This window comes from Streptomyces sp. NPDC007157 (assembly GCF_040634235.1).
Classification (GTDB): domain Bacteria; phylum Actinomycetota; class Actinomycetes; order Streptomycetales; family Streptomycetaceae; genus Streptomyces.
On record NZ_JBEYFE010000002.1, the window covers coordinates 42,357 to 66,084 of the forward strand.

The window sequence follows — 23,728 nt, forward strand, 5'->3', positions numbered from 1 at the left end:
TGGAGGAACCTGGATGTGTGCCCGGGAAGAAGGCGACCGGGTACGAACACACCCCTAGGAGAACCCCCCTCATGACCACTGTTGCTGCTTACGCCGCGCCCGCCGCGAAGGCCCCGCTGGAGCGGACCACGATCGAGCGGCGCGCGGTCGGTGAATTCGACGTCCTCATCGACATCGAGTTCGCCGGTATCTGTCACTCCGACATCCACCAGGCCCGCGAGGGCTGGGGTACGGCGATCTTCCCGATGGTGCCCGGTCATGAGATCGCGGGCGTCGTCTCCGAGGTCGGTCCGGGTGTCACCCGGTACGCGGTGGGGGACCGGGTGGGCGTCGGCTGCATGGTCGACTCCTGCCGTGAGTGCGACAACTGCAAGGCCGGTCTCCAGCAGTACTGCACCGGCGGCGGTCCGACCTGGACGTACAACTCCGTCGGCAAGGACGGGCAGCCGACCTACGGCGGCTACTCGCAGAAGATCGTCGTCGACGAGAACTACGTCGTCCGCATCCCCGACGGCCTCTCCCTCGACGTCGCCGCCCCGCTGCTGTGCGCCGGCATCACCACGTACTCCCCGCTGAAGCACTGGAACGCGGGTCCCGGCAAGAAGGTCGCGGTCGTCGGCCTCGGCGGCCTGGGCCACATGGGCGTCAAGATCGCCGCCGCCCTCGGCGCGGAGGTCACCGTCCTGTCCCAGTCGCTCCGCAAGAAGGACGACGGCCTGAAGCTGGGCGCCACGGACTACCGGGCGACCAGTGACCCGGAGACCTTCGAGGACCTCAAGGGCACGTTCGACATCATCCTCAACACGGTGTCGGCGCCGCTCGACTTCGACGCGTACCTGTCGCTGCTGCGCACCGACGGCGCGATGGTGAACGTCGGCATCCCGGAGGAGCCGGTGCACATCCTGCTCTCCTCCGTCTTCGGCAACCGTCGCGTCCTGAGCAGCTCCGGCATCGGCGGCATCCAGGAGACCCAGGAGATGCTGGACTTCTGCGCCGAGCACAACCTGGGCGCGGAGATCGAACTGATCAACGCGGACCAGGTCAACGAGGCGTACGAGCGGGTCGTCAACAGCGACGTCCGCTACCGCTTCGTGATCGACACGGCGACGATCTGAGTCACCGCTTCTGCTTCCGGCCGAGGAGCCAGAGCAGATAGGGACCGCCGACCAGGGAGGTGAGCGCACCCACCGGGATCTCCAGCGGAGGTACCAGGGTGCGCGCCACCAGGTCGGCGGTCACCAGCACCAGGCCGCCCGTCAACGCCGAGCAGACCAGCGGCAGCTGAGGCGTGCGGGTGAGCCGCCGGGCCAGTTGCGGCGCGGTCAGCGCGACGAACCCGATCGGCCCGGCGGCCCCGGTGGCGGTGGCGGCCAGCACCACGCCGAGGAGCGTGAGGCCGAGGCGGGCCCGGTCGACGGGGAGGCCGAGGGCGGCGGCGGTGTCGGGGTCGAGCCCGAGGGGCCGCGCGGCCCTGCTCGCCCACACCAGCCCCGGCAGGGCGACCAGCAGGACGACGCCGAGCGGCCCGGCCTGCTCCCACCCCCGGCCGTTCAGACTGCCGGTCAGCCAGAGCTTGACCTGCTCGGCCGCGTTCAGCTCGCTGTCGGTGAGATACAGCTGGACGACGGCGGACAGCGCCACGCCGATGCCCACGCCGGTGAGCACGAAGCGGCTGGGCTGCATGCCGTGCCGCCAGGCGAGGGCGTACACGAGAGCGGCGGCGGCCAGTCCGCCGCCGACGGCGACGAGCGGCATCGCGCCGGGCGAGGCGACGGTTCCGGTGGCCAGCGCGAGCACGGTCGCGGCGGCGGCGCCGTGCCCGACACCGATGACGTCCGGGCTGGCGAGCGGGTTCCGGGTGACGGTCTGCACGAGCGCACCGGCGAGCCCCAGGCAGGCGCCGACGAGGGCGCCGAGCACGATCCGGGGGACACGCAGCTCGTTGACGACCAGGTCGTAGGGGGTGTGGTCACCGCGCAGGGTGCGCCAGACGTCGGTGGGGGAGATGAAGGTCTGGCCGAGGCAGGCGGAGGCGGCCATCGCGAGGAGGAGGCCGAGGAGCAGGGCGAGGGCGACGATCATCGACCGCCGGTGGAGGAGGAGGGAGAAACGGGGGTTCGGCCGTAGCACTATGACCGCGGGCCGGTGGGGGCTGGTCGCGCCCCGCGGCGGAGCCGCAGATCGGTACAGCCCCGCGCCCCTTACGGGCCGCTGTAGCTGCGGGCGTCTTGTCAGCTCACCCGGCTGCGGGCAGTCGTGCCGCTGGGGCGATGGGGGGCCCCCCGCTCGAGCGAAGCCGAGAGTGGGGGAGGGTGGGCGCGGCGGCACCCTGCCGGCGCCGGTAAGTGAAACCTCCCGCCTCCGACCCCGGGCCCACTTCATGCCACGGCCCCTTTCCTCCGTACCAGACCCACCAGTACCGGCACCCCCACCAGCGCCGTCATCACCCCGGCCGGGACCTCCGCAGGAGCCCGTACCACCCGGCCCAGTACATCCGCGGCGAGCAACAGCCCCGCCCCCAGCAGCGCCGACAGCGGCAGCACGCGCGCGTACCCGCCGCCCCGCACCACCCGCCGAGCCAGATGCGGCACCACCAGCCCCACGAACGCGATCGGCCCGGCCGCCGCCACCGCGGAAGCGGTCAGCAGCGTGGCTCCCAGCGCCGCGCACCCCCGTACGACATGCACCCGATGCCCCAGCGCCCGAGCCGCCTCGTCGCCCAGCGCCAGCGCGTCGAGCCCCCTGGCGCAGGCCAGCACCAGCCCCGCCCCCACTGCCAGAAACGGCAGCATCCGTGCGACCGTCCCGGCGTCACGCCCGCTGAGCGCCCCCACCTGCCAGAACCGGAACTCGTCCAGCGTGGCGGAGCTGGAGGTGAGGACGACCGTCGTGGCCCCCGCGGTCATCGCGGACAGGGCCGTACCGGCCAGCGCCAGTTTCACCGGGGACGCCCCGCCCCGCCCGCGCGAGGCGATCCCGTACACCAGGCAGGCGGCGAGAACGGCGCCGGTGAAGGCGTACCAGACGTACGCCCCGAAGCCGTACGCGGAGCCGCCGAGGACGATGGCGAGCACGACCCCGGCCGCCGCGCCCTGGCTCAGCCCGAGGATCCCGGGGTCGGCGAGCGGGTTGCGGGTGACCGCCTGGAGCGCGGCGCCGGCGAGGCCGAGCGCGGCGCCCGCGGTGAGGCCGATCTCGGTGCGGGGCAGCCGCAGGGAGCGCACCACGAGCGCGTCGGGCGAGTTCCCGCCGTGCAGCAGGGCGTCGAACACCGTCGCCGGCGGTACGGCACGGGTGCCGACGGCGAGGCTGAGTACGGCGACGACGGCCACCACGAGCGCGGCCGTCGGCCAGACGAGGGCGCGGCGCACTTACCGGAGGCGCTCGGCGAGCTGTCGTACGACCAGACGCGCGGCGGTGGGACCGGCGTTGAGGTACCAGGGGTCGTCGTCGACCTGCACGGTGTGTCCGGCCCTGACCGCCTTCATGGACTTCCACAGCGGCCCGGCCAGGGTGCTCGCCGCGTCGGTCTCGGCGGCGTCGCCCTGCACGGAGTAGAAGATCCAGTCGCCGTCGGCGACATCGACCTTCTCGGCGCTGATGTCCTGCGAAATGGCGTTGAACCGCTGGGACTTGGGGCGGGAGAGGCCCATGTCGACGGCTATCGAGCCGGTGAAGGAGGAGACGCCGAACATCCGGGTGCGGTCGGGCGTGAAGCGGACCATGGACACGGTGGTGGACGGGTCGAGAGCGGTGCCGCTCTTCTTCGCGTTGTCGACGATGTCGTCGAGGAGTTCCCGCGCCTCCTGCCCCTTGCCGACGGCGTCCCCGACCAGCAGCAGGTCGCGCTTCCAGTTGATGCCCTGGCCGGCGGTGACCACGGTGGGCGCGATCTTCGACAGCTGCGGGTAGAAGTCGCCGAGCGAGTCGTTGACCAGGATCAGGTCGGGCTTGGCGGCCGCCAGCGACTCCAGGTTGGGCGCGTTGCGGGTGCCCGCGTCGGTCATCGCGGCGAGCTTCTTCTTGTCCTGCGGGAAGGCGTCGGCCAGGTAGTCGGGGACGAGCCCGGCGTTCTCGGCGCGGGTGCCGGCGGTCGGGACGATGCCGAGGGTGAGCAGGTCGTCGAGCTGCCCGGTGGAGAGCACCGCGATCCGCTTCGGCTGGGACTTGATGGTGGTCCGGCCCTCGAAGTGGGTGACCGTGCGCGGGAAGAGGCCGTCGGTCTCGTTGTCCGAGCCCATGCCGTCGGCGAGTGCGCTCGGCGCGGCGGCGGGGCCCTCGGAGGCACCGGCGACCTTGTTGACGGTTCCGTCGGCGTGCGACGCCCCGGCATCGTCGTCGGAGGCGGAGGAGCCGCAGCCGGCCAGCAGGCCGCCCACCACGGACACGGCGGACACGGCCAGGACGGCCTTCATTCTCGACGCACGCACAACCAGGTCTCCCGATCAATGGCTAAGGCAAGCCTTACCTTAACCGGTGCCGGGGGTACGTTGGACAGGAGGAGGTCCCACGATGACCGTGAACCTGAACCACACCATCGTCGCCGCACACGACAAGCACGCGTCGGCGCGGTTCCTGGCCGACATCCTCGGTCTTGAAGTCAGCCCGGAATACGGCCCGTTCGTCCCGGTCGCCCTGCCGAACGGCGTCACCCTCGACTACCTGGAGAGCCCCGGGGACATCCCGCCGCAGCACTACGCCTTCCTGGTCTCCGAGGACGACTTCGACGAGATCTTCACCCGCGTCCGGGACACCGGCCTCACCTGCCGACCCGCACCACAGCCGCCCCGGCGAGATCAACACCAACGACGGCGGCCGCGGCACCTACTTCGACGACCCCAACGGCCACCGCCTGGAAATCCTCACCCGGCCCTACGGCAGCGGCGGCTGACCCAGCGGCACGGACTCCCCGGGCGCGTACGACCGCAGGACCGCACCCGCCCCGTCACCAGCGGACGGCCGTACGACATGCACGCGCCCACGCCCGCCGACCAGCCCCCGCTCGTCCGCCACCGTCAGCACGGTGTTCTCGTCGACCGCGACGCCGTACGGCACCCAGCCCTGCGCCACGGCCGCGACCAGCCGGCCCAGCGTGCCCCACTGCGCCGCGTGCACCTCCACCGCGAAGGGCACCAGGCCGAGGCCCGGCCGGACCTCGACCTCGTCCAGGTCCTCCGCGGTGTCCGGCGGACAGACCGGCACACCGTCCACCAGCCAGCCGCCGACCACGGCCCGCCGGGCGGCGAGAACGGCGCCCGCGGAGAACCCGGCGTACGGGATGCCCTGCTCGGCGAGCGCCTCGGGCAGCAGTTCCAGACAGCCCGAGAACGCGTCCTGGTAGGCGGGCGTGAGCCCACCGCACACCAGCACCCCGTCCAGCCCGTCCTGCAACGACCCGGGTTCGAACCGCCCGCCGACCGGCACCGGAACGCACTCCCCGGCGGCCCGCAACGCCCCCGCGTACCGCCCGAACTGCTCCGCCCCGTCCCCCTCGTCGACGATCACACACCCGATACGACGGCTGCCCGCACCCGCGGCCCGCAGCAGCGGCCCGTACACCTCGGGAGCGTCCCAGCCCCCACCGACGAGAAAGATCCCGCTGCCCGGTGCCCCGAGCTCGCCGCCACGGTGTCGGGCGCTCACCCCCGCAGGCCCTTGATCCCGTCCTGCGCCGCCATGACCAGCTCGATGGCCCGGTTGTCGGTCGCCGGTTCACGCATCTGGTTCGTCACGTAGGCGATCGCCATCCGCTCGTCCGGGTCGACCCAGACCAGCGCGCCGCCCCAGCCGCCCCAGCCGAGGGCGCTGCCGAAGAGGCCGTAGCCCAGGCCGTAACGGGAGGGCATGCCCAGGACCCGGTCGTCACCGTCGAACTGCACCTCCCGGGCCCGTTCGCACCCCGCCGGCGACAGCACTCGCACCCCGCCGACGGTTCCGCCGCAGGCGAGCAGGGACTGCACGAGGGCGATGGCGCGGGCGTTGCCGAAGCCGCTGGCCGCGGGGATCTGGGCGCGCCGCCAGGCGACGCTGTTGCCGTCCCGGACGCGCAGGGTGGCGACGCCGGGCCGCTTCGCGTCGCTGTCCCGCGCGCCGGCCGCGTACTCCTCGTCCCTGCCCGGCGGCGGCACGGTGAGCGCCACCCGCCGGTCGTGCTCGGCGCCCAGCCCGATATGGAAGTCCGCGCCCAGCGGGCCTGCCACCTCGGCGGCGAAGAACTCGCCCAGGCTCCGCCCGGTGATCCGGCGCACCACCTCACCGACGAGGAACCCCTGGGTGAGCGAGTGGTACCCGGCCGCCGTCCCCGGCTCCCACTGCGGAGCCTGCCCGGCGAGCCGGGCCGTGGCCGTCGTCCAGTCGTACAGCTCCTCCGTCGGCCCTTCCCAGTCGGGCAGCCCGGCGGTGTGCGAGAGCAGGTGCCGTACCAGCACGCCCTCCTTGCCCGCCGCGCCGAACTCGGGCCAGTACCGGGTCACCGGCGCGTCCGGATCCAGCTCACCCCGGTCGATCAGAACGAGCGCGCACAGGGCGGTCATCGTCTTGGTCACGGAGAACACGTTCACGATCGTGTCCCGCTCCCACGGAGCCTTCCGCTCCGCGTCGGCGAACCCGCCCCACACGTCGACCACCGGCTCCCCGTCCACGAAGACGGCGACGGCACCTCCCACATCCCCCTCGTCCAGCAGTCCGGAGAGCATGGTGGGCACAGCGGCGAACAGCTCGTCGTAGGAGCCATGAATGTCGGCCATACGGGCCATTCAGCCCGCCGCCGCACGACGACGCAACCCAATTCCCGGCACCGATCCCGGGCGGCTGCGGCCGGTCGGGCGGGTGCGGAATCGCGCGGGCTCCTCGCGCGTTGTGGGGAGTGGGCGCGGGACGCCGGTGATGTGCGAGCCGAACAGCCCGAGTGAACGAGCTGACAGGAATTGGAGGGTCCGTAATGGCTGCGCAGACGCAGAGGGCCGTGCTGGCGGGCGGATGCTTCTGGGGGATGCAGGACCTGATCCGCCGGCTCCCGGGCGTGACCGGGACCCGGGTCGGATACACCGGGGGTGACGTGCCCAACGCGACGTACCGTAACCACGGCACGCACGCGGAGGCCATAGAGATCCTCTTCGACCCCGAGAAGACCGACTACCGCGCGATCCTGGAGTTCTTCTTCCAGATCCACGACCCGAGCACCAAGAACCGCCAGGGCAACGACATCGGCCTCAGCTACCGCTCGGCGATCTACTACGTGGACGACGAGCAGAAGCGGATCGCCGAGGACACGATCGCGGACGTGGACGCCTCCGGACTCTGGCCGGGCAAGGTCGTCACCGAGGTGGAGCCGGTCGGTCCGTTCTGGGAGGCCGAGCCCGAGCACCAGGACTACCTGGAGCGTTACCCGGACGGCTACACCTGCCACTTCCCGCGCCCGGGCTGGCGACTGCCGGCCCGCGCGGAGGGCTGACGGGGGCCGGCCCGTACGGAGGGCTGACCGGGGGCCGGCCCAATCGGAGGGGCCCCCGGGTCCTGGGGGCTGTGGCGCCGTGTGGCCCGTCGGCCGTCGCTTACCGTCCGGTGTCACGGCCTCGCCGGAGTGACCCCGTTCCAGGGACCGGGCGGGAACAGCCATTCCATCGCGGCAAGGCTCTTTTCGACGTAGTCGCTCTGTTCCGTCTCGATGCCGTGTGCCAGGTCCTCGAAGACACTGCACCTGGCATAGAAGACGGCGCGCTCGCCGAGAGCCGCGAGGTCGTTGGCGTCGGTCCGGTAGCTGCTGATGGCGGCGCGGGTGGCGGCAGGGCCGAGATCGCGGTGGAGCAGCCCGAAGTCGTAGGCCGGATCGACGACGGCCGCATCGCTCCAGTCGATGACGCCGGTCACCGTCCATGCGACCGGGTCGATGAGAACGTGTTCGATCCCCAGATCGTTGTGGGAGAACGTCGGGGTGTATCCCTCCTCCGGTGGTGCGGCGTCCAAGAACGCCTCGACGGGTCGGCGGTGCGCCGCCGGTATCTGCCCGGCCACCGTCACGTACTTCTCCGTGGCCTCATGTCGCCACTCGGCCAGCGGCTGGTGGTCCACGTCCACCAGACCGGCCAGCCGTTCGACCGGAACGGCATGCAGCGCGGTGAGCAACTCGCCGAGCGTGGCGGCGATCGACGTGCCGTGGGCCGATCGCTGGTGCCGCGGCATATCCGACAGCGGTACGCCGACGAGCTTGCGGTAGGCCAGACATCCCTGCTCCGGGACCGTGAACGTCGGTTCGGGGACGGGCAGCGGCGAGATTTCGGCGACGGCCGCAAGTACGCGGGCCTCGTGGCCCACCAGGGCGGTCCGCCGTACCGGGTCGGGCTCCTTGCTGAAGCGCACGACCAGCTCACCGTTGACCTCGTACGCCAGGTTGTCCAGGCCCTCGCCGAGCGGCACAACGGACTCGATCCGATAGCCGGGCATGTGCGTCACCACGACGCTGTGGACGTCTGCGACGCGGTCGCGGCCGCGACTGGTCATTGGCCGACCATATCAACCGATCGCGTGAGGCCGGCGGCGGTAATCGGGTGGCCACGCGGTCGCCGACCGGCCCCGCAAAGACGCGGATGGCATCCCTTCGGGCACGGACTTTCAGGCACGAACTTTCAGGCACGGCGCTTCAGGCACGGAATAGGGGGCTGTGAACGCGGCTTGACGGCCCATGTCATCTTCTCGCGCTTCCACACGCCGGGGGCAGCGGCGGCGGTTCGGAGACCGGCCGACGGTCGTCGCTCGGCCGGTCTCCGAACCGCCACCGCCGCCCCCGGTACTGAGCGAGCTCGCGCGTCGCAACTCGCGGGGCCGGTGTGCCTGCCGGGTTACAGGCCGGGCGTCAGGCTTTCAGCCGCGCCCGGTCTCCCATCACCACGACCGGGTGAAGCCGGGGATCCAGGGAGTGCAGCAGGGTCTTCATGCCGGACTCGGGAAGGGTGACACAGGCAGACGTGCCGTCGCCGTGGTCCAGGTGCAGCCATATGCCGCCGCCCTTCTCCACTCCCTGGGGACGGTTCCAGTCGAACGGCGGGACACCCTTGACCCGGTTGTAGTCGATGGCGATGACGTAGTCGAAGTCGTGGGCGTGTTCATCGCCGTCCTCGACCATGGACGCGAAGGCGTTGTCGTCGTACCAGTAGTGCAGGCGACTGCCCGGATCCTCGAGGGACCCGCCCGCGTCCGTCAGGGAGAACGCGCCGACGGGACTGCGCTCGTCGTCCATGCGATGGTCGGTCGTCCAGCCCAGCCTGCCGTTGTGCGCGGGCCAACTGCCCTTGGTCTTCCAGGCCGTGCCCTGTTTCTCGTAGAGCACGACGGTGCTCTCGGCCGAGTCCGGGCTGTCGCCGTAGACGACCACGGCCTGGCGGGCGTTGGCCGGTACGTGTTTCCACATACGGCTTCCGACGCCCGGAACCGGCGGCCCCGCGTCCGGGCCGGGGGAGCCGGGCCCAGCCGGGTTGTTGACGCCCGGGGCACCGACATGAGTCCGGTGCCCGTCGGATCCGGAACACGCCGCGGTGCCGGCCAGCAGGGCACCGCAGGCAAGCGCCGCGGATATGGCATGACGTGCGCCGCCGCGCCGCGCCAGCAGAGGACGGGGTCGTATGACAGTAGATGTCCGCATGACCAGGATCCTGTGGCGGAATGACCGAGGCACGCATCCCGGAGACGGCATCCGGCCTAGTGGCCACGCCGAGCCGGGCACCTTCGGCACCGGGTGACGTGCCGACCACGACGCCGGGCCCGCCACCGGCCTCGCAGCGGTACATCATCCACAGGAACGACGGTTTGATCCAGGTCAAGCAGCGTTCCCGAACCTTTTGTCGAGTTGAAGCGGACTGGGATCGTGCCGTCGAGGGACAACCCGGCCGCACACCGGCTACGCGGACACGCAGTCGTGGCCGGTGAGCAGGGCACGCAGCGGGGCGGTGTCGGGTGTGTCGGCGACGGCCGCGTCGATGGCGTCGTCCATGCCCTTCTCCCACGACTCGGGCAGGAAGAGTCCAGGCTGCCCCGACCAGGCGATGTCCGGTCTGGCGTGTCCCGACTCGACGAGTCGCAGGTGGACCATGCCCGCGAGCCCGTCGAAGATCTTGGGCCGAATGAAGTTGCGGGCGGACGGCCCTGTCAGTCGTGACGCCTGATACGGCTTGGGTATGCGGTCGGCGACCGCCGTCCACAGCAGGCCGCGGTCGATCGCGTCGAGTGTCTCCTCCAAGCCGGGCAAGAGGTCGTTCGCCGCCACCTCGGCTGTGGCATCTCGGCGTACGGGCAGCGTTCCCTCGGCACCTTGCGCCGATGAGCGAAGCGCCCTGGCCACGGCGACCCGCAGCGGCCGTGACCAGCCGTCGGCGTCCTCGACCGCGCGGGCCATGACGAGGTCGTCCCAACTCCTCCGCCGCAGGAGCGCCGTCTCCTTTGACAGCGTGCGTTCCTCCAGTGCGGCGAACACCCGGTCCGTGTCCTGCAGCAGGGTCAGCGCGGCCGACCCATCGGCCGGCTCGGAGGGCCGGTCGTCGGTGGGCAGCTTCTCTATCAGGGCGATCCGTTCGGCTGTCGGCGGGTGCGAATCGTACGGATGTGGCCGCGGCGGACGCTGCCCGGCGGAGAGCTCGGCGAGCCGCTCCCCGGCACGGGCGGCGAGCAACCGACGGAAACCGCCGTGCACCTCGCCCACAGGCGGTAGCGCTCCCTGCGACCTGCCCATCCCGGCGTACGTCTCCAGGTAGTGGGCGTACGCGCCATCGAGTATCGGAATGATGCGCAGGGCGGCGGCCGTCGTGTCACGCCCCGCGTACCGGGCGGCCATCTTGTCGGCGGCGAACTCCTGGTGGCGGGCGACGGACTGCGAGGTACGCAGGAACAACCGGGCGTAACCGACGTACAGGGCGCCGATCACGAAGTGCAGCCTGGTTCCGCCCTGCTGGAAGGCCTCCACCGTGTGCACTACTGCATTCCGGCCGCGCATCGTGACACCGCCGAGCCGGGTGTCGAGGTTTGCGTAGTGGCCGAACTCGTGGGCGAGGACGGCGCGCAACTGCGGGACGGTCAGCCCGGCGAGCAGCGGCAGACCGAGGTGCATACGGCGGCGTCCGGGCAGCAGCCCCAGCAGGCGGCTGTGTTCGGCGACTCCCGCGTTGACCTCGGCGACCAGGTAGAGCTCATCCGGCGGCCGCTGCCCCGTCGCTTCGGCGGCGATTCGTATCTGTTCCCACAGCTTGGGCTGGTCCTCAGGAGTGACCGGAACCGCGTCTGGCACCGGGCCGAGACGCCCGGCCCGCAGAAAGGCGAACATGCCCCGCACAATCGCCGCCGCCAGCAGAACGGTGACGGTCAGAACCACGCCTTCCAACCAGGCCGCCTGCGCGGTGAACAGGCTTGTCATCAGCAGCCAGTCGAGCACCGCCATGGCCGACAGCAGGACCCCGCCCATCAGAAAGAAGCCGACCAGCAGAGCGAACGCGCGGACAGCGCGCAGTCGAAACGTCATCGAGGAATCTCCCACCCACCTGGTACAGCACCCTGAGGAGGCCAAAGCGCTCGCGGATATTACCCGCAGTTTCCCGAACGGGTCCGTCGCTCCCTGAGGCGTCGAGTCGTCGCACTCGGATGTCGGACGAGAGCGTCTCGCTCGTGCCAGGTCCAGCGTTCCGGAGTCGGGCCGCTCACGAGGTGGCGGGTGGGATGTTCTGGTTGGCGTGGAAGAAGTTGTCGGGGTCGTAAGTGTGCTTGATCGCGGCGAGCCGGTCGTAGTGTTCACGGTACGTACCCCGGACCCGGTCGGCGCTTTCCTCCTCGCCAAGGAAGTTGATGTAGGCGCCGCCCATGGAATAGGGGTGCAGATCACTCCAGTAGTCGATGCACCACTGGCGGACCGGGCCGGCGTTGGCGGGCTCGGGGTCGATGCCCGCGATGACACCGGACCACGTGGCATGTCGATAGGCCCAGGCCGTTTCGTCGGCACCGACCCGGCGGGTGGCCCCGTCGATCGGGTACAGGTGCATCGTGGACAGGCCGGTTGGGAGGTTCTGGCCGTACGTCTCGTGTACGGCGATGGCGTCGTCGGGGACCGCGTCGAAGAAATCGCCGCGCCAGTACCACTGCAGCCCCTTCGGCATCAGCCCGTCAAACATGCTCTGCAGCGCGGGGTAGGGCACGGGAGTGGTGAAGTGGAACACCGGCGGCCCGGGCACGTTCACGACGGCCAATGCCTTCTCCAAGCGATCCCCTTCCAGGTCACCTGTGTAGCACCACACCACGCCACACACCTTCCGTCCGTGGATCGGCTCGGGGAAGGGCGGCCCGGGCGGAACCGTCAAGAGGGCGAAGAAGCCGCTGAGCTCCTCGGGCGCACCGGGCAGGAACTCCCGGTACCACTGGAGCACTTCACGGGTGCGGTCGACGGGCCAGACGGTCACCGCGAGGCCGACGGTGTCCACGGGGTGCAGCCGGAAGGTGAACGACGTGACCACACCGAAGTTGCCGCCGCCGCCCCGCAGCGCCCAGAACAGGTCCGGGTGGTCGTTCTCCGACGCGGTGACGAACGTGCCGTCGGCGAGGACCACGTCGGCGGACAGCAGGTTGTCGATGGTCAGGCCGTACCTGCGGGTCAGATGCCCGTGCCCACCGCCGAGGGTGAGACCGCCGACTCCGGTGGTCGACACGATCCCGGCCGGAGTGGCCAGGCCGAACGTGTGGGTCGCGTGGTCGAGGTCGCCCCACTGGCTTCCGCCGCCCACGCGGGCGGTCCTCGTCTGCGGGTCGACGTCCACCCAGCGCATCGGCGTCAGGTCGAGCATCAGCGCGTCGTCGACCACACACAGCCCCGGACCGCTGTGCCCGCCGCCACGCACTGTCAGCTCCAGCCCGGTCTCCTGGGCGAACGAGAGCGCCGTCCGTACGTCCGCCACGTCGACGCACCCCGCGATCACCGCCGGACGCCGGTCGATCATGGCGTTGTAGATGCTGCGGGCCTCGTCATAGCCCGCTTCTCCCGGCGCGAGGACGGGTCCCCGCAGTGCCTCACGCAGACCCTCAAGAGCCGGTCCGTTGATGCCGCCCATGCTCGAGCACCCTTCTGCTCACGCGCGCGGAGCGCTGACCGGGAGGGCTGCGAGGGGCGTACGACGCAGATCCGTGTGACCCTGCGACGAGGACCAGCAGCAGGGTTCAAGCACCCCGCACCAATATTGTCCGGCTGCCCGCCGAGTCCCGCACGTCGGCCGTCGGCCCGAACGACGCGCAGTCCGCCAGAGCCCGCACGGACGCCGGCCTGGCGTGCTGTCCTGAGCCTTGGCGCCGCACCGCTCTGCCGTTGAGCGGCACAGGTCCGTCTTCGAACGGATCTCGCGCGGAGCAGGGTTCCACTGTCCTCAACGCCAAAGACGACCTGAGCGCGCCTTGATGACCCAGGTCAAGGCCCGCTCACAGACCTTTTGCCGAACTGCTCTCCTGCGCTTCGAGAAGTTCGTCGCCGTGCTCGACGGCCCAGCGTCCGAGCGCCGTCATCGGGCCGTCGATCAGGCTCTGCCCCGAACCGGTCAGGGCGTAGTCGACGCGCGGCGGTGCCCCGGCATGTGCGTGGCGCTCGATCAGTCCGCTCGCGAGCAGACGGTGCAGGCAGTCGGTCAGCACCTTGTCGCTGATGCCGCCGATTGCAGCGCGCAGCCGGCGGCGTCGGCGCGGTCCCACGCGAAGCGCCGCCAGCACAACGGGATCCTGGGAACAGGCACACTGGCGGCGGCCCTGGGCGACGGCTGGGCACGTGTGGGGCATGAGGTGGCGATCGGCGGACGGTCGCAGGTCAAGGCGGAGAGGCTCGCTGAGCGACTGGGCCACACAGTGCTCGCTGTCACGCCGCGTGAAGCGGTCACGGGGCGCGATGCGGCGCTCCTCGCCGTGCCCTGGGACGGCGTCGCGGACATGCTGAGATCGGTGGGTGCCTTTGACGGGGCGTGGTGTTCGGCCAAGTCCGGCGGGCACACGGCGGCCAGGTACACGGGTGTTCGGCCACGTCAGTACCAGCGGACTTGGCCGGCCGCCCCCTGTCCGGTCCGGGCGGCATGGCGGAGAACGCGCAGCGGGCCGTCGAATAGCTCGCCTGCGTCGTGGTCAGGATCGTCACCCAGGCCGGTCATCCACGCATGGATCCGCTCGACCGCGTCACGGCGTGGGTTTCCGGTGAGGACGAGGGTCTCCTCGACCGCGGGCAGCTGGGCGCGGACTTGCTCGGCATCGAGAAGGAAGTCCCCGAACCGGCCCGGCAGTCGTAGCGTCGCGTCGGGACCCAGTGCGTAGGCCAAGGCGGAGAACGGGCCGGCCTTGCGGGCCGTGGCCACGAACAAGCCCTCCTCGACATCGGGGGGAAACCGATCCATGACCGTGTCACGCAACTCCTCCGCGTGGTCGGAGTCGTCGTGGCAGGCGTCGAAGAACGCGCTCAGCCGGAAGGCGTCCTCGTCGGCGCTCCAATCGCCGGGAGAGCGCGTCGACGGAGTGAATATGGACGCTTGCGCCTTGCTCCGCCACCACGCCAGCTCCGCAGGCACGTCACAGTGCACCGGCGCCTGCGCCGAGTTCCGAACCGAAGCGCTCAGCAAATTCCGTACCTCCTGGTCAGGCACCGCGCCGACGATCCACACACCTGTGACGCTCAACTCCGCCTCCTTCTGGTCTTCCACCCCGACTCGGGCAAGTCTCAGCCGCCGGTATGACGGTCGTCCGTAACGCGGGTCCACAGGGAGAGGTCGCTGCTCGTCGCCACGGCGACCGTTCGGCCGGAGGGGGAGAAGCCGGCTGCACGGAACGTGGAGTAGTTCGAGTGGAAGATGTGCCACCACTCCTCTCCGTGCGGACCCGCGTGGGGGAGCCCGCCGTCGCGGGACAGCAGGACCCGTTCGTTCGGCCAGGCCGGGGTGACGACTTCCAGGGTCCAGCCGTCTTCGGTGGTGGTGTGCAGCCCGCCGCCGAAGAGCCCGGCGATGCGTACGCGGTTTCCGGTGATCGGTCCCAGCCCGGGGCAGGACAGGTCGGCAACGGCGTCGGGGGTGCTGTCCTCGGGAGCGGGATCGCGGTCCCTGGCGATCTTCTCGCCGGTCACGGCGTCGAAGAGACCGTGGCCGTCGTTGGAGACGACCATCACCAGATCGTGGCCGGTGGCAGGATCCGTCGCGAAGCCGATCCCGAGCAGTCCGCCGACGGGGACGCCGTACTCGTACGCGAAGACGGGCCGCCAGGGTTCGGGCGCGGGCATCACAGGGGCCGCTAGAAGCCGGTTCCGCATCACCCGCTGGTGGGCCGAGAGTTCGGGCTCGTGATCGGAATGCTTCATCGGGGGCGTCTCCTTCGTCCACTTCATTGCGGGACCATGATCCTCATCTCGAAGGGCCGGCCCAAAGGTGACCTGGTCCACAGTGCGGTCGCAGCCCGCATCCTCTTCAACTCCTCCGTCGAGCGCCACGGAGTGGTAGGAGCCGTCTTCGCGATGGTCTCCGCTCTCTTCACAGCCATGCTCGTCCTTGTCGCATCAGCGGCACTGGGACGAGAGGTACGCGACGAGCTCGGCCGGATCGGTCGGGGCCACCGCCCGTCGGATCACGAGCGCCGGTTGTCCCCTCAGCACCCCCCCCGGGCCGGACGGGCACATGACCACGTCTGCCCGCTCACCACGCGACCACGGTCAGTGGTGCACGATCGTGGTCTTGAGCCGCCGTCTGCCCTGCTCCGACGCCCTTCGGCAGCACTCGAGACGATCCGTTTCCGGGAGGCGGGCGCCCGCGTTCGCAGCGAGACCACTGGTGGCGGCGCGCCGTTTCGGAAAAGCTGCGGCACATGGACTGGATGCCCCTGCTCTCCACACTGGCCGGTGCCGCCATCGGTATCGCAGCCACTCTGATCGCCGATCGCAACCGGTGGCGACGGGAGGAAGCCAGACACGCGCTGGAAATACGGCGCGAGGTGTATACCGTGTTCGTCTCCGCTCTCAAAGCCGCAGGTGAAGATATACGGGCCGTCGCCTTGGGCGATCACATGTCCGCGTCGGCACGTGACGCGGCAGTGCGGGAGGCCGTCCGCGGCACTGGCATCCATACAGCCAGTGAACGCCTTTGGCTCGTGGGGCCGCCGCAGGTCGTGACGGCGGGGAACGAAGCGTTCCACGGGCTGCGCGCCCTGCGCGACGCCTACGCCCGAGGGGTGGCCGTCGGCTCCGCCGAGGAAGCGCCCCTGATAGCGCAGCGGCGCGCGGCCATGGCGCGGATGCGTCACACCATGCGTGAGGACCTGGGTATCGGACCGCTGGGTGTCGAGTGACCGCCACCGCGCCCTGCTTCAGCACGACACGACCCTCTTCGCGGCTCGGCACAGACACCAACGTCACCGAGCCGGCCAGGACAGCGACCCGGATGCCGGCGTTGAGTCAGGTATCCGTCGGAGCGGGCATGGGCCCCGTCGGACACCGGCCGCTCCCACTGTTGTCTCAAAGGCCCTCCGGGTTGCGAGGCAGCCAGTCATGGTGGCTGTCCCGCAGTTGGTTCCGTTCTTCGGAGCTCGCTGCGATGACGTCTGCGCCGCCGTCGTAGGGATGGTGGACGCGGGTGAGTCCGCTGTCCGTGATGATCACTCCGCTGAGCACGTCATCCGTGACCTCGCGGAGGATGTCGTCGACCGTGCCTGGTCGCCAGGGGCGGCGGTCGGCGTAAAGGTGCGTGTAAGTGTGGAGGTCGGGATCGTCCTCGTGGGCCAACGTCGTCCATAGGGTGCCTTCGGGGTGCGCCTCGTGCCGCTCCGGCGGGAGTTCTGGTCCGCCCGGTTCCCAGGACCAGGCCACGGTGACGACGTAGATGTCGGTGCCTGCGAAGAGTTCGTCCAGGATCGTGTTGTACCGGTGGAGGACGATGGCGTACTCGTCCTCGGTCTCCGGGTAGCGCTTCGAGCCAGGCAGGCTGTGGAAGCGAATCCAACGGTCGTTGTAGGCAGTGCGCAGTTCATGGGCGATGGGAGGCCCCTTCGGATACCGGCGCTGCCACAGTGTGGACAGCCGGTCCCGGTCGAGGTCGCTGCTCGTCATTCGGCCGGCGCCACACCGATCGGGCAGGACACTCCGGTCCCGGCGGGCCTGTGCTGCCATGTGACCCACGGGCCGGAGCCGGCTGTCGGGCGGAGCAGCGCGTTATCCGCGGAGGTGGGCAAGTCCCGCGTCTCCAAGGGGATAGGAGGATTCCTGCGGCAGCAGCCGGGCGGCGGAGTCCAGGTCCCCGCTGCTGACGAGGGCGTGGATCTCGTGGGCGAGCGGGGTCATGTCGCGGATGGTGACCGTCCACTCGTCCGCGTAACGTCGTGCGGCCTCACCGGACAGGCCGAGTTGCAGGGACCGGTACGGCAGGGGCTGCAGGCGCAGGTCCCGTTCCGGGTCCCACTGCACCCGGGTGGGCGCGCGCTTCACCTGCCGCTGCCACGTGGCGCGGTCGGGGTGGACCCCGGGGGCGTAGCTCGACAGACAGGCGTGACGCAGCGCCCAATCGAAGCCGTCCCGGGTGATCTCGACAGCGAGAACGGTCTCCTGGCCCGCCTTGGTACCCCAGCCGCAGCGGTACATCATCCACAGGAACGACGGTTTGATCCACGTCATCCGGTCCCGCTTCCACGCGCCGGGGAAACGGCCGTCGCGGACGGCGGGCAGGCCGATCTCCGGGGAGTATGCCTGGTAGACGGTGATCGTGGATTCCGAGTGGGCCGCACGGATCCTGCGTTGCGGTTCTTCCATGACGTACAGCGTGCGGTCGGCCGGTTCAGGCGGCCACTGAATTTCGAAGTGTCGTAGCCGCAGCGACACGTGACGTGGCCGCCGTACGAGCCGTCCGGTCGGCGTGCGGTCCGTCGGGCACATGGAGGACGGGCCGGAGTGGAAGGCCACCGCTGTTGACGCCGGCCGGGCGTGGGCTCCGGGTCAGAGTCGGCGGTACTTGTCGATGTCCTCCGCGAACTCCTGGATGGCCTGTGCGGTGAGTGTCGGTCGAGTGTCGGCGATGGCGGTCATGTAGTCCTCGGTCGTGGCCGGTCGGCCTTGACGATGGGTGACTTCGCGCTCGAATGCCGCCTGTGCGCCCTTGCGGGCGGCGAATTCGATGTCGGCCGGGGTGAACAGCTCGCTCGCGCGGACGAGTTGGGCGATGTCCACCGACTCGGCGGAGGCTCTGAGATAACGGCTCCAGATCGCCGCGCGGGCGGTCGCGTCCGGCGGGCCGATGGGGATGACGTAGTCGAACCGGCCCGGCCGCAGGAACGCCGCGTCGAGAGAGCGAACCGAGTTGGTGGCACAGGCCAGCAGTCGCGCGTCGTGCTCGCGGAAGATGGGGATGAGCTTGAGCAGCTCGTTGGTCACGCCGTGCCCGGGATCGACCGCCTTGCCGGAGCGCGCACCGGCGATCTCCTCGACCTCGTCGATGAAGAGGAGGACCGAGTCCAGTTCCGCCAGGTCGGCGAAGGCCTCCCGCAGTGCCACGGCCAGGCCCTCGCTCGTGTCGGCCGCGAGCCGTGAGGGGAAGAGTTCCACGAACGGCCAGCCGAGCCGTGAGGCGACCGCTTTGGCGAAACTGGTCTTTCCGGTACCTGGCGGGCCGAACAGGATGATCGCCTTGGGCGGGACGACGCCGTAACGGTCTGCCAGAGCCGGTTCGGTCAGCGGGAGCACGACACGGCGTTCGACGACCTGCTTCTCCTGCTCCATGCCGGCCATGGCGTCCCAGAGACCCCCGGGCAGCATGCGGCCGCCCAGCGCCGCGAGGACCTCCGAGTTGGCGGTCTCGGGAGGTTCGAGTTTCTCGTAGTAGGTGAGCCCGTCGCGGAACCGGTAGCCGGAGTTCTCCAGCGCCTTCGTCCCCGCCGCGCCGGCGGGCAACAGCGCGCTGATGTGGCGCACGCCCAGTGCCCGAAGGCGCCGTTCGAGTTCGGAGAGCAGGGCGCTGCCGATCCCGCGCTCGCGCCAGCGGGAGGCGAGCGCCACCAGGAGGATCCAACCCCGCTTTCCGTACGCCTGTGCCACGGCCATGCCGACCAGTTCATCGCCGACCACCGCGACGACCGAGGTCTGTCCGGCCTTGGCCGCCGTCATGACCTCGGAAACCGCGAACACCTGGTCCTCGTCGGCCCGGCGGCTCTGATCCCAGATGTCGATGGCCTGGTCAAGATCGTCTTCGTGATAGTCACGCAGGTGCCAAGCAGGCATCGCCACCACCTCACACGGCGTGGGGCTCCCATTCTTCCCCTCCGCGGCGCCGCGTGCCGAACCCAGGCGGTCGGGGACCTCGAACGCGCGCGCCGGCCGGCCCCCTGAGCGCCCGCCCGGCAGTGGGCAGCTGCGGCGTGCGGTCGAACAACATGGGATCTCCCTGGTCAGGCCGGCTGTGGGGCCGGGGGCAGGAGCGCGCGCAGTGGGGCGGTGTCGGGGTGGTCGGCCAGCGCGGCGTTCACCGCGGCGGCCAGCGCGGCCTCCGTGCCCGCCTCCCCGTCCAGGTCGGACGCCGAACCGGGCAGCCGCACCGACGCCGGACGCGACCAGGAGAACTCCCAGTGCAGCAGCGACCGCGCGCTGAACTCCGCCAGCACCATGCTCTGCAGCGAGTCCCGCAGCACCGGCCGTACGGACTCCCGGAACGCCCGGCCCTGCGCGGCCGCCGCCTGCTCGGACAGGGGCAGCCGCTGGGCAAGCTGCCACAGCTGACCGTCGTCGATCACCGTGAGCAGTGCGGGCAGCGTCGGCCGGTCCCTGGTGTGGGAGGCGAGCGCCCGATGCAGCGGGGTGTCGAGCGAGGCCAGCCCCGCGGCCATCGAGGAGCCCAGCAGCTGCTCCCACTCCCCGGCGCGCTCGAACTGCCGTACCTCGTCGGTCAGCACCGCGTCCTCCAGCGCGGCCAGGGTCCGGGCCGGGTCGGCGAGCAGCGCGAGCGCCGGGCCGCCGTCCTGGTCGCCGTGCCCGTCGGGGGGCAGCGCCTCGATCCGCAGCACCCGGTCGGCGATCGGCGGATGCGAGTCGTACGGCGATACCGGCTCCGTCGGCAGCTTCTCCCGCATCCTCGCCAGCTCCGCCCCGCGCGCTGTCAGCATCCGGCCGAAGCCGCCGAAGAACTGGCCGCGCGGCGGGAGCCGGCGGGCCGTGACACCGAGCGTGGCGTACGACTCCAGGTAGAAGTCGTGCGCCGTGGCCAGCACCGGGATCTCGCGCAGCGCCGAGGCGGTCGCGTCCCGGCCGGCGATCCGCGCGGCGGCCAGGTCGGCGGCGTACTCCTGCGCGCGGGCCGTCGACAGCGTGGCCCGCATGTAGAGCTTCGCGTAGGCCGTGTAGATCGCCGCCATCAGCCGGTAGGTGATCCCGGCGCCGGCGGTGTCGATCTCCTTGGCCTTCTTGCCCTTCGCGGTCCGTCTGGCGGCGGCCTGCTGCTGCCGGGCGCGCTCGGCGGCCTCCTTGCTGTCGGCCTTCGCGTGGAAGTGCCCGACGGTCCGCCCGATCTGCACCCGGCCGCGTACGGCAAGGGCCGACAGCCGGGTGTCGCCTCCGGTGAAGTGCCCGTACTCATGGGCGAGGACGGCCGTGAACTGGGCCTCGGTCAGCCCGGTCAGCAGCGGTACGCCCAGGTGGAGGCGGCGCGGTCCGGGGCGCAGGCCGAGCAGCCGGGGCTCCTCGTCGACCGCCGCGTTGACGTCACCGGTGAGCACGACGGTGTCCGGCGCCCGGGTGCCCGTCGCCGCCGCGAGCTCCCTCACCAGCGCCCACAGGCGGGGCTCGTCGGCCTCCGTGACGGAGAGGCCGACCGGGCCGTCGTCCTTGGGCGTGCGGAGCATGAACATGCCTCGGACCACCGGGATCGCCAGCACCACCGAGACCAGCACGATCTTCCCGGCGACGGCCCCGTGCCCCCAGGCGACCGCGGCCACGTCGAACGCGGCCAGCGCCGCCAGCAGAACGAGGCTCAGCAGATAGAAACCGCAGAGCAGGACAAGGGCGCGCAGCGCCCGCAGAGTTGCGCCCATCGGGCAGATCCCCCCACAGGACCCCGGAACGGGGAACCGACAACGACACGGAGAACGAACGGGAACGCACGGAAGCGGACGCCCACGCTCGGTACGGATGGGGCTGGTGTTACGCGTCCCGTAAGGGGCGCGGGGAACTGCGCGGCCGGCCCCCACCCGCCCGCGGCCGACACACGACCCTTCTCTTTCCCGGAACCCTCAGCGCGCCCTCAGCGCGCCCTCAGGTGTGCAGCGTCGCCGGGCTTCCGCCGTTCGCCTCGTAGCCCGCCACCGCCAGCGCGCGGTAGAGGGTGAACTCGGCGGCCGGGTTCGCGGACAGCGTCCACGGCAGGGCCCCCACGTGCCCGTCGACGTGTATCAGCTCGCCCATGGCCTCCGCCCAGCGCTCGGAGCGGACCAGGAAGAAGACCAGCAGATGCCGGACATGGGCGAGCATCGGGTCGTCCTGGCGGGCCGAGTGCACCGCGTGCAGGGCGCCGTGGACCGCCTTGGTGACGACCTCGCTCTGGTAGAAGCTCGCCACCAGGTTCACCTCGGGGAGGTGCTCGAAGACCGCGAACAGCGGCATCGCGGCCAGCAGCGAACCCCGCGGGGCGCGCGCGGCGGCGGCCTCGGCGAAGGAGTACGCCGCCGCACGCGAGCCGTGCCACTTCTCGCACCAGTAGTGCAGGGCCGCGAGGTGCGCCCCCATGTGCGTCGGCGCGCGGTCCAGGATCTTCAGCCACAGCTTCTCGAACTCGGCCTGCGAGTAGTTCAGCCCGCGTGCCACCGAGAGCTCGACGATGTACGGCACCGGGTCCCCGGGGGACAGCAGGGCCGCCTGTCCGCAGGCGTCCCTGGCCTCCTCCATGATGATCCGGAAGTCGTCCGTGCCCGGCGTCGACGTCCGCCACGCCTGCTGGACCAGGAACTCCGCGTGCACGGCGGCGCCGCCCGCGTCCTTGGGCTGCTCGGCGCGCCACACCCGAAGCCACTGCCCGCCCGGCGTCTCGCTGACCCCGCCCGGCCGCTGCTGGAGCTCCAGCGCCGCCGCGCCGGCGAAGGCCTGCACCCGCTGCCAGCGCAGCTCGCCGGTGATCTCCGTGCCCGCGAGCAGCTGCGCCGCCGCGTGGTAGTCGTGGGTGCGCTGCACCAGGTCCAGGACGTCGAGCAGGTCCTGGTCGGGTCCCGGCATCCGGATGTCCAGGTCCTCCTCGCGCACGAAGCCGTAGTCCGCCGGGTCGGCGGCGTCCGGGTGGCTCGGGTGGACCTGCTCGATCATGCCGCGCCGCCGCCGCAGGACGGGGAGCAGCACGAAGCTCAGCAGGAGCAGCGCCATCAGGGCCCAGAGAATCGCCATGCGTCAAGCGAACCAGACGGCGCGGACAATTGGCCAACCGGTGGTCACGACCTGTGGACAACGCGGGGCCGGGGGCGCGGCCGCGGGCCGTGGGAGCCTGGCGTACCCACGCGGCGGAGCCGCACATCGATACGGCCCCGCGCCCCTTCAGGGCGCGTGAGCAGGCAGGTGAGCACTAGGCTCATGACCCATGAGCGACAGGCACATCAGTCAGCACTTCGAGACGCTCGCCATCCACGCGGGCAACACGGCGGACCCCCTCACCGGCGCGGTCGTACCGCCGATCTACCAGGTCTCGACCTACAAGCAGGACGGCGTGGGCGGTCTGCGCGGCGGCTACGAGTACAGCCGTAGCGCCAATCCCACCAGGACCGCCCTGGAAGAGAACCTCGCCGCGCTGGAGGGCGGCCGCCGCGGGCTCGCGTTCGCGTCCGGGCTGGCGGCCGAGGACACCCTGCTGCGCACCCTGCTCAGCCCCGGCGACCACGTGGTCATCCCGAACGACGCCTACGGCGGCACGTTCCGGCTGTTCGCGAAGGTCGTCTCGCGGTGGGGCGTGGAGTGGTCCGTCGCCGACACCAGCGACCCGACGGCCGTGCGTGCCGCGATCACCCCGAAGACCAAGGCGGTCTGGGTGGAGACCCCGTCCAACCCGCTGCTCGGCATCACCGACATCGCCGCGGTCGCGCAGGTCGCCCACGACGCGGGCGCCCGGCTCGTCGTCGACAACACCTTCGCCACGCCGTACCTCCAGCAGCCGCTCTCGCTCGGCGCGGACGTCGTCGTGCACTCGCTGACGAAGTACATGGGCGGCCACTCGGACGTGGTCGGCGGCGCGCTGATCGTGTCGGACCAGGCGCTGGGCGAGGAGCTCGTGTACCACCAGAACGCGATGGGCGCGGTCGCCGGACCGTTCGACTCGTGGCTGGTGCTGCGCGGCACCAAGACGCTCGCGGTGCGCATGGACCGGCACAGCGAGAACGCCACCAGGATCGCCGACATGCTGAGCCGGCACGCGCGCGTGACGCGCGTCCTCTACCCGGGCCTGCCCGAGCACCCCGGTCACGAGACCGCCGCCAAGCAGATGAAGGCCTTCGGCGGCATGATCTCCTTCCAGGTCACGGGCGGCGAAGAAGCGGCCGTCGAGGTCTGCAACCGCGCCAAGGTGTTCACCCTCGGTGAGTCCCTGGGCGGTGTCGAGTCGCTGATCGAGCACCCGGGCCGGATGACCCACGCCTCGGCGGCCGGTTCCGCGCTGGAGGTGCCCGCCGACCTGGTGCGTCTGTCCGTGGGCATCGAGAACGTCGACGACCTGCTGGAGGACCTGCAGCAGGCGCTGGGCTAGGTCCG

The 23,728-nt window shown here is 70.9% G+C and carries 21 protein-coding genes and 3 pseudogenes; 6 read left to right on the forward strand and 18 right to left on the reverse strand.

What is annotated here, in order from left to right; genetic code table 11:
- Positions 1–71 precede the first annotated feature (71 nt).
- Entirely contained in the window at positions 72–1,115 is a 1,044-nt protein-coding gene (locus tag ABZ642_RS03100; protein WP_360476203.1) for an NAD(P)-dependent alcohol dehydrogenase, read from the forward strand.
- Between the two features lies 1 nt (position 1,116).
- On the opposite strand, the gene ABZ642_RS03105 is transcribed toward ABZ642_RS03100, so the two are convergent.
- From ABZ642_RS03105 to ABZ642_RS03115, 3 genes are all read right to left on the reverse strand, one after another.
- The gene (locus ABZ642_RS03105; protein WP_360476206.1) at positions 1,117–2,082 is read right to left on the reverse strand and encodes an iron ABC transporter permease; all 966 of its coding nucleotides are present in this window, start codon (positions 2,080–2,082) and stop codon (positions 1,117–1,119) included.
- A gap of 296 nt (positions 2,083–2,378) precedes the next feature.
- Positions 2,379–3,371 (reverse strand): iron ABC transporter permease, encoded by a 993-nt coding sequence (locus tag ABZ642_RS03110; RefSeq protein ID WP_360476208.1) that lies wholly within the window; start codon positions 3,369–3,371, stop codon positions 2,379–2,381.
- On the reverse strand, positions 3,372–4,430 hold the full coding sequence (locus ABZ642_RS03115) for an iron-siderophore ABC transporter substrate-binding protein (RefSeq protein WP_360476211.1): 1,059 nt from the start codon (positions 4,428–4,430) through the stop codon (positions 3,372–3,374).
- An 82-nt stretch (positions 4,431–4,512) separates the two neighbouring features.
- On the opposite strand from ABZ642_RS03115, the pseudogene ABZ642_RS03120 reads away from it, so the two are divergent.
- Positions 4,513–4,891 (forward strand): annotated as a pseudogene (locus tag ABZ642_RS03120) (VOC family protein).
- On the opposite strand, the gene ABZ642_RS03125 reads toward ABZ642_RS03120, so the two are convergent.
- Complete coding sequence (locus ABZ642_RS03125; protein WP_360476214.1) at positions 4,873–5,643, reverse strand: hypothetical protein; 771 nt, start codon at positions 5,641–5,643, stop codon at positions 4,873–4,875. The pseudogene ABZ642_RS03120 and the gene ABZ642_RS03125 overlap by 19 nt on opposite strands.
- Entirely contained in the window at positions 5,640–6,746 is a 1,107-nt protein-coding gene (locus ABZ642_RS03130) for a serine hydrolase domain-containing protein (RefSeq protein ID WP_360476217.1), read from the reverse strand. Before ABZ642_RS03130 ends, ABZ642_RS03125 begins: the two co-directional genes overlap by 4 nt.
- Positions 6,747–6,940: 194 nt before the next feature.
- On the opposite strand from ABZ642_RS03130, the gene msrA reads away from it, so the two are divergent.
- Positions 6,941–7,453, forward strand: coding sequence for a peptide-methionine (S)-S-oxide reductase MsrA (gene msrA, locus ABZ642_RS03135; RefSeq protein WP_351692951.1), 513 nt, complete (start codon positions 6,941–6,943; stop codon positions 7,451–7,453).
- Between the two features lie 113 nt (positions 7,454–7,566).
- Here msrA and ABZ642_RS03140 read toward each other — a convergent pair whose 3' ends face one another.
- From ABZ642_RS03140 to ABZ642_RS03165, 6 genes and pseudogenes are all read right to left on the reverse strand, one after another.
- The gene (locus tag ABZ642_RS03140) at positions 7,567–8,499 is read right to left on the reverse strand and encodes a phosphotransferase (protein WP_360476220.1); all 933 of its coding nucleotides are present in this window, start codon (positions 8,497–8,499) and stop codon (positions 7,567–7,569) included.
- A 352-nt stretch (positions 8,500–8,851) separates the two neighbouring features.
- The gene (locus ABZ642_RS03145; protein WP_360476223.1) at positions 8,852–9,406 is read right to left on the reverse strand and encodes a hypothetical protein; all 555 of its coding nucleotides are present in this window, start codon (positions 9,404–9,406) and stop codon (positions 8,852–8,854) included.
- A gap of 367 nt (positions 9,407–9,773) precedes the next feature.
- A pseudogene (locus ABZ642_RS03150) lies at positions 9,774–9,998 on the reverse strand (DUF4291 family protein); the annotation flags it as partial.
- Positions 9,893–11,503, reverse strand: a complete 1,611-nt coding sequence (locus tag ABZ642_RS03155; protein WP_360476226.1) for a M48 family metallopeptidase — start codon at positions 11,501–11,503, stop codon at positions 9,893–9,895. The gene ABZ642_RS03155 and the pseudogene ABZ642_RS03150, both read right to left, overlap by 106 nt.
- Before the next feature lie 175 nt (positions 11,504–11,678).
- Positions 11,679–13,076: an FAD-binding oxidoreductase gene (locus tag ABZ642_RS03160; RefSeq protein ID WP_360476229.1), complete on the reverse strand. Its 1,398-nt coding sequence runs from the start codon at positions 13,074–13,076 to the stop codon at positions 11,679–11,681.
- Between the two features lie 361 nt (positions 13,077–13,437).
- Positions 13,438–13,722, reverse strand: a complete 285-nt coding sequence (locus ABZ642_RS03165; RefSeq protein WP_360476232.1) for a helix-turn-helix domain-containing protein — start codon at positions 13,720–13,722, stop codon at positions 13,438–13,440.
- Between the two features lie 57 nt (positions 13,723–13,779).
- Here ABZ642_RS03165 and ABZ642_RS03170 point away from each other — a divergent pair.
- Positions 13,780–13,890: pseudogene (locus tag ABZ642_RS03170) on the forward strand (NADP oxidoreductase); the annotation flags it as partial.
- A gap of 137 nt (positions 13,891–14,027) precedes the next feature.
- Here the strand turns inward: ABZ642_RS03170 and ABZ642_RS03175 are convergent.
- A complete protein-coding gene (locus ABZ642_RS03175; RefSeq protein ID WP_360477642.1) occupies positions 14,028–14,654 on the reverse strand; it encodes a hypothetical protein in 627 nt (208 codons plus the stop codon).
- A 56-nt stretch (positions 14,655–14,710) separates the two neighbouring features.
- Positions 14,711–15,343, reverse strand: coding sequence for a hypothetical protein (locus ABZ642_RS03180; protein WP_360476235.1), 633 nt, complete (start codon positions 15,341–15,343; stop codon positions 14,711–14,713).
- A 500-nt stretch (positions 15,344–15,843) separates the two neighbouring features.
- Here ABZ642_RS03180 and ABZ642_RS03185 point away from each other — a divergent pair, with 500 nt between their 5' ends.
- Entirely contained in the window at positions 15,844–16,323 is a 480-nt protein-coding gene (locus tag ABZ642_RS03185; RefSeq protein ID WP_360476238.1) for a hypothetical protein, read from the forward strand.
- Between the two features lie 166 nt (positions 16,324–16,489).
- On the opposite strand, the gene ABZ642_RS03190 is transcribed toward ABZ642_RS03185, so the two are convergent.
- The 5 genes from ABZ642_RS03190 to ABZ642_RS03210 form a co-directional block, all read right to left on the reverse strand.
- Positions 16,490–17,080, reverse strand: a complete 591-nt coding sequence (locus tag ABZ642_RS03190; RefSeq protein ID WP_360476240.1) for a hypothetical protein — start codon at positions 17,078–17,080, stop codon at positions 16,490–16,492.
- A 102-nt stretch (positions 17,081–17,182) separates the two neighbouring features.
- Positions 17,183–17,776 carry a DUF4291 domain-containing protein gene (locus ABZ642_RS03195; RefSeq protein ID WP_360476243.1) on the reverse strand — a complete coding sequence of 198 codons (594 nt, stop codon included), beginning with the start codon at positions 17,774–17,776 and terminating at the stop codon, positions 17,183–17,185.
- A gap of 183 nt (positions 17,777–17,959) precedes the next feature.
- The gene (locus ABZ642_RS03200; protein ID WP_360476246.1) at positions 17,960–19,237 is read right to left on the reverse strand and encodes a GNAT family N-acetyltransferase; all 1,278 of its coding nucleotides are present in this window, start codon (positions 19,235–19,237) and stop codon (positions 17,960–17,962) included.
- A gap of 167 nt (positions 19,238–19,404) precedes the next feature.
- Entirely contained in the window at positions 19,405–21,039 is a 1,635-nt protein-coding gene (locus ABZ642_RS03205) for a M48 family metallopeptidase (protein WP_360476249.1), read from the reverse strand.
- A gap of 220 nt (positions 21,040–21,259) precedes the next feature.
- On the reverse strand, positions 21,260–22,378 hold the full coding sequence (locus ABZ642_RS03210) for a hypothetical protein (protein WP_360476252.1): 1,119 nt from the start codon (positions 22,376–22,378) through the stop codon (positions 21,260–21,262).
- A gap of 190 nt (positions 22,379–22,568) precedes the next feature.
- Here ABZ642_RS03210 and ABZ642_RS03215 point away from each other — a divergent pair, with 190 nt between their 5' ends.
- Positions 22,569–23,723, forward strand: coding sequence for a cystathionine gamma-synthase (locus ABZ642_RS03215; protein WP_360476255.1), 1,155 nt, complete (start codon positions 22,569–22,571; stop codon positions 23,721–23,723).
- Positions 23,724–23,728 lie beyond the last annotated feature (5 nt).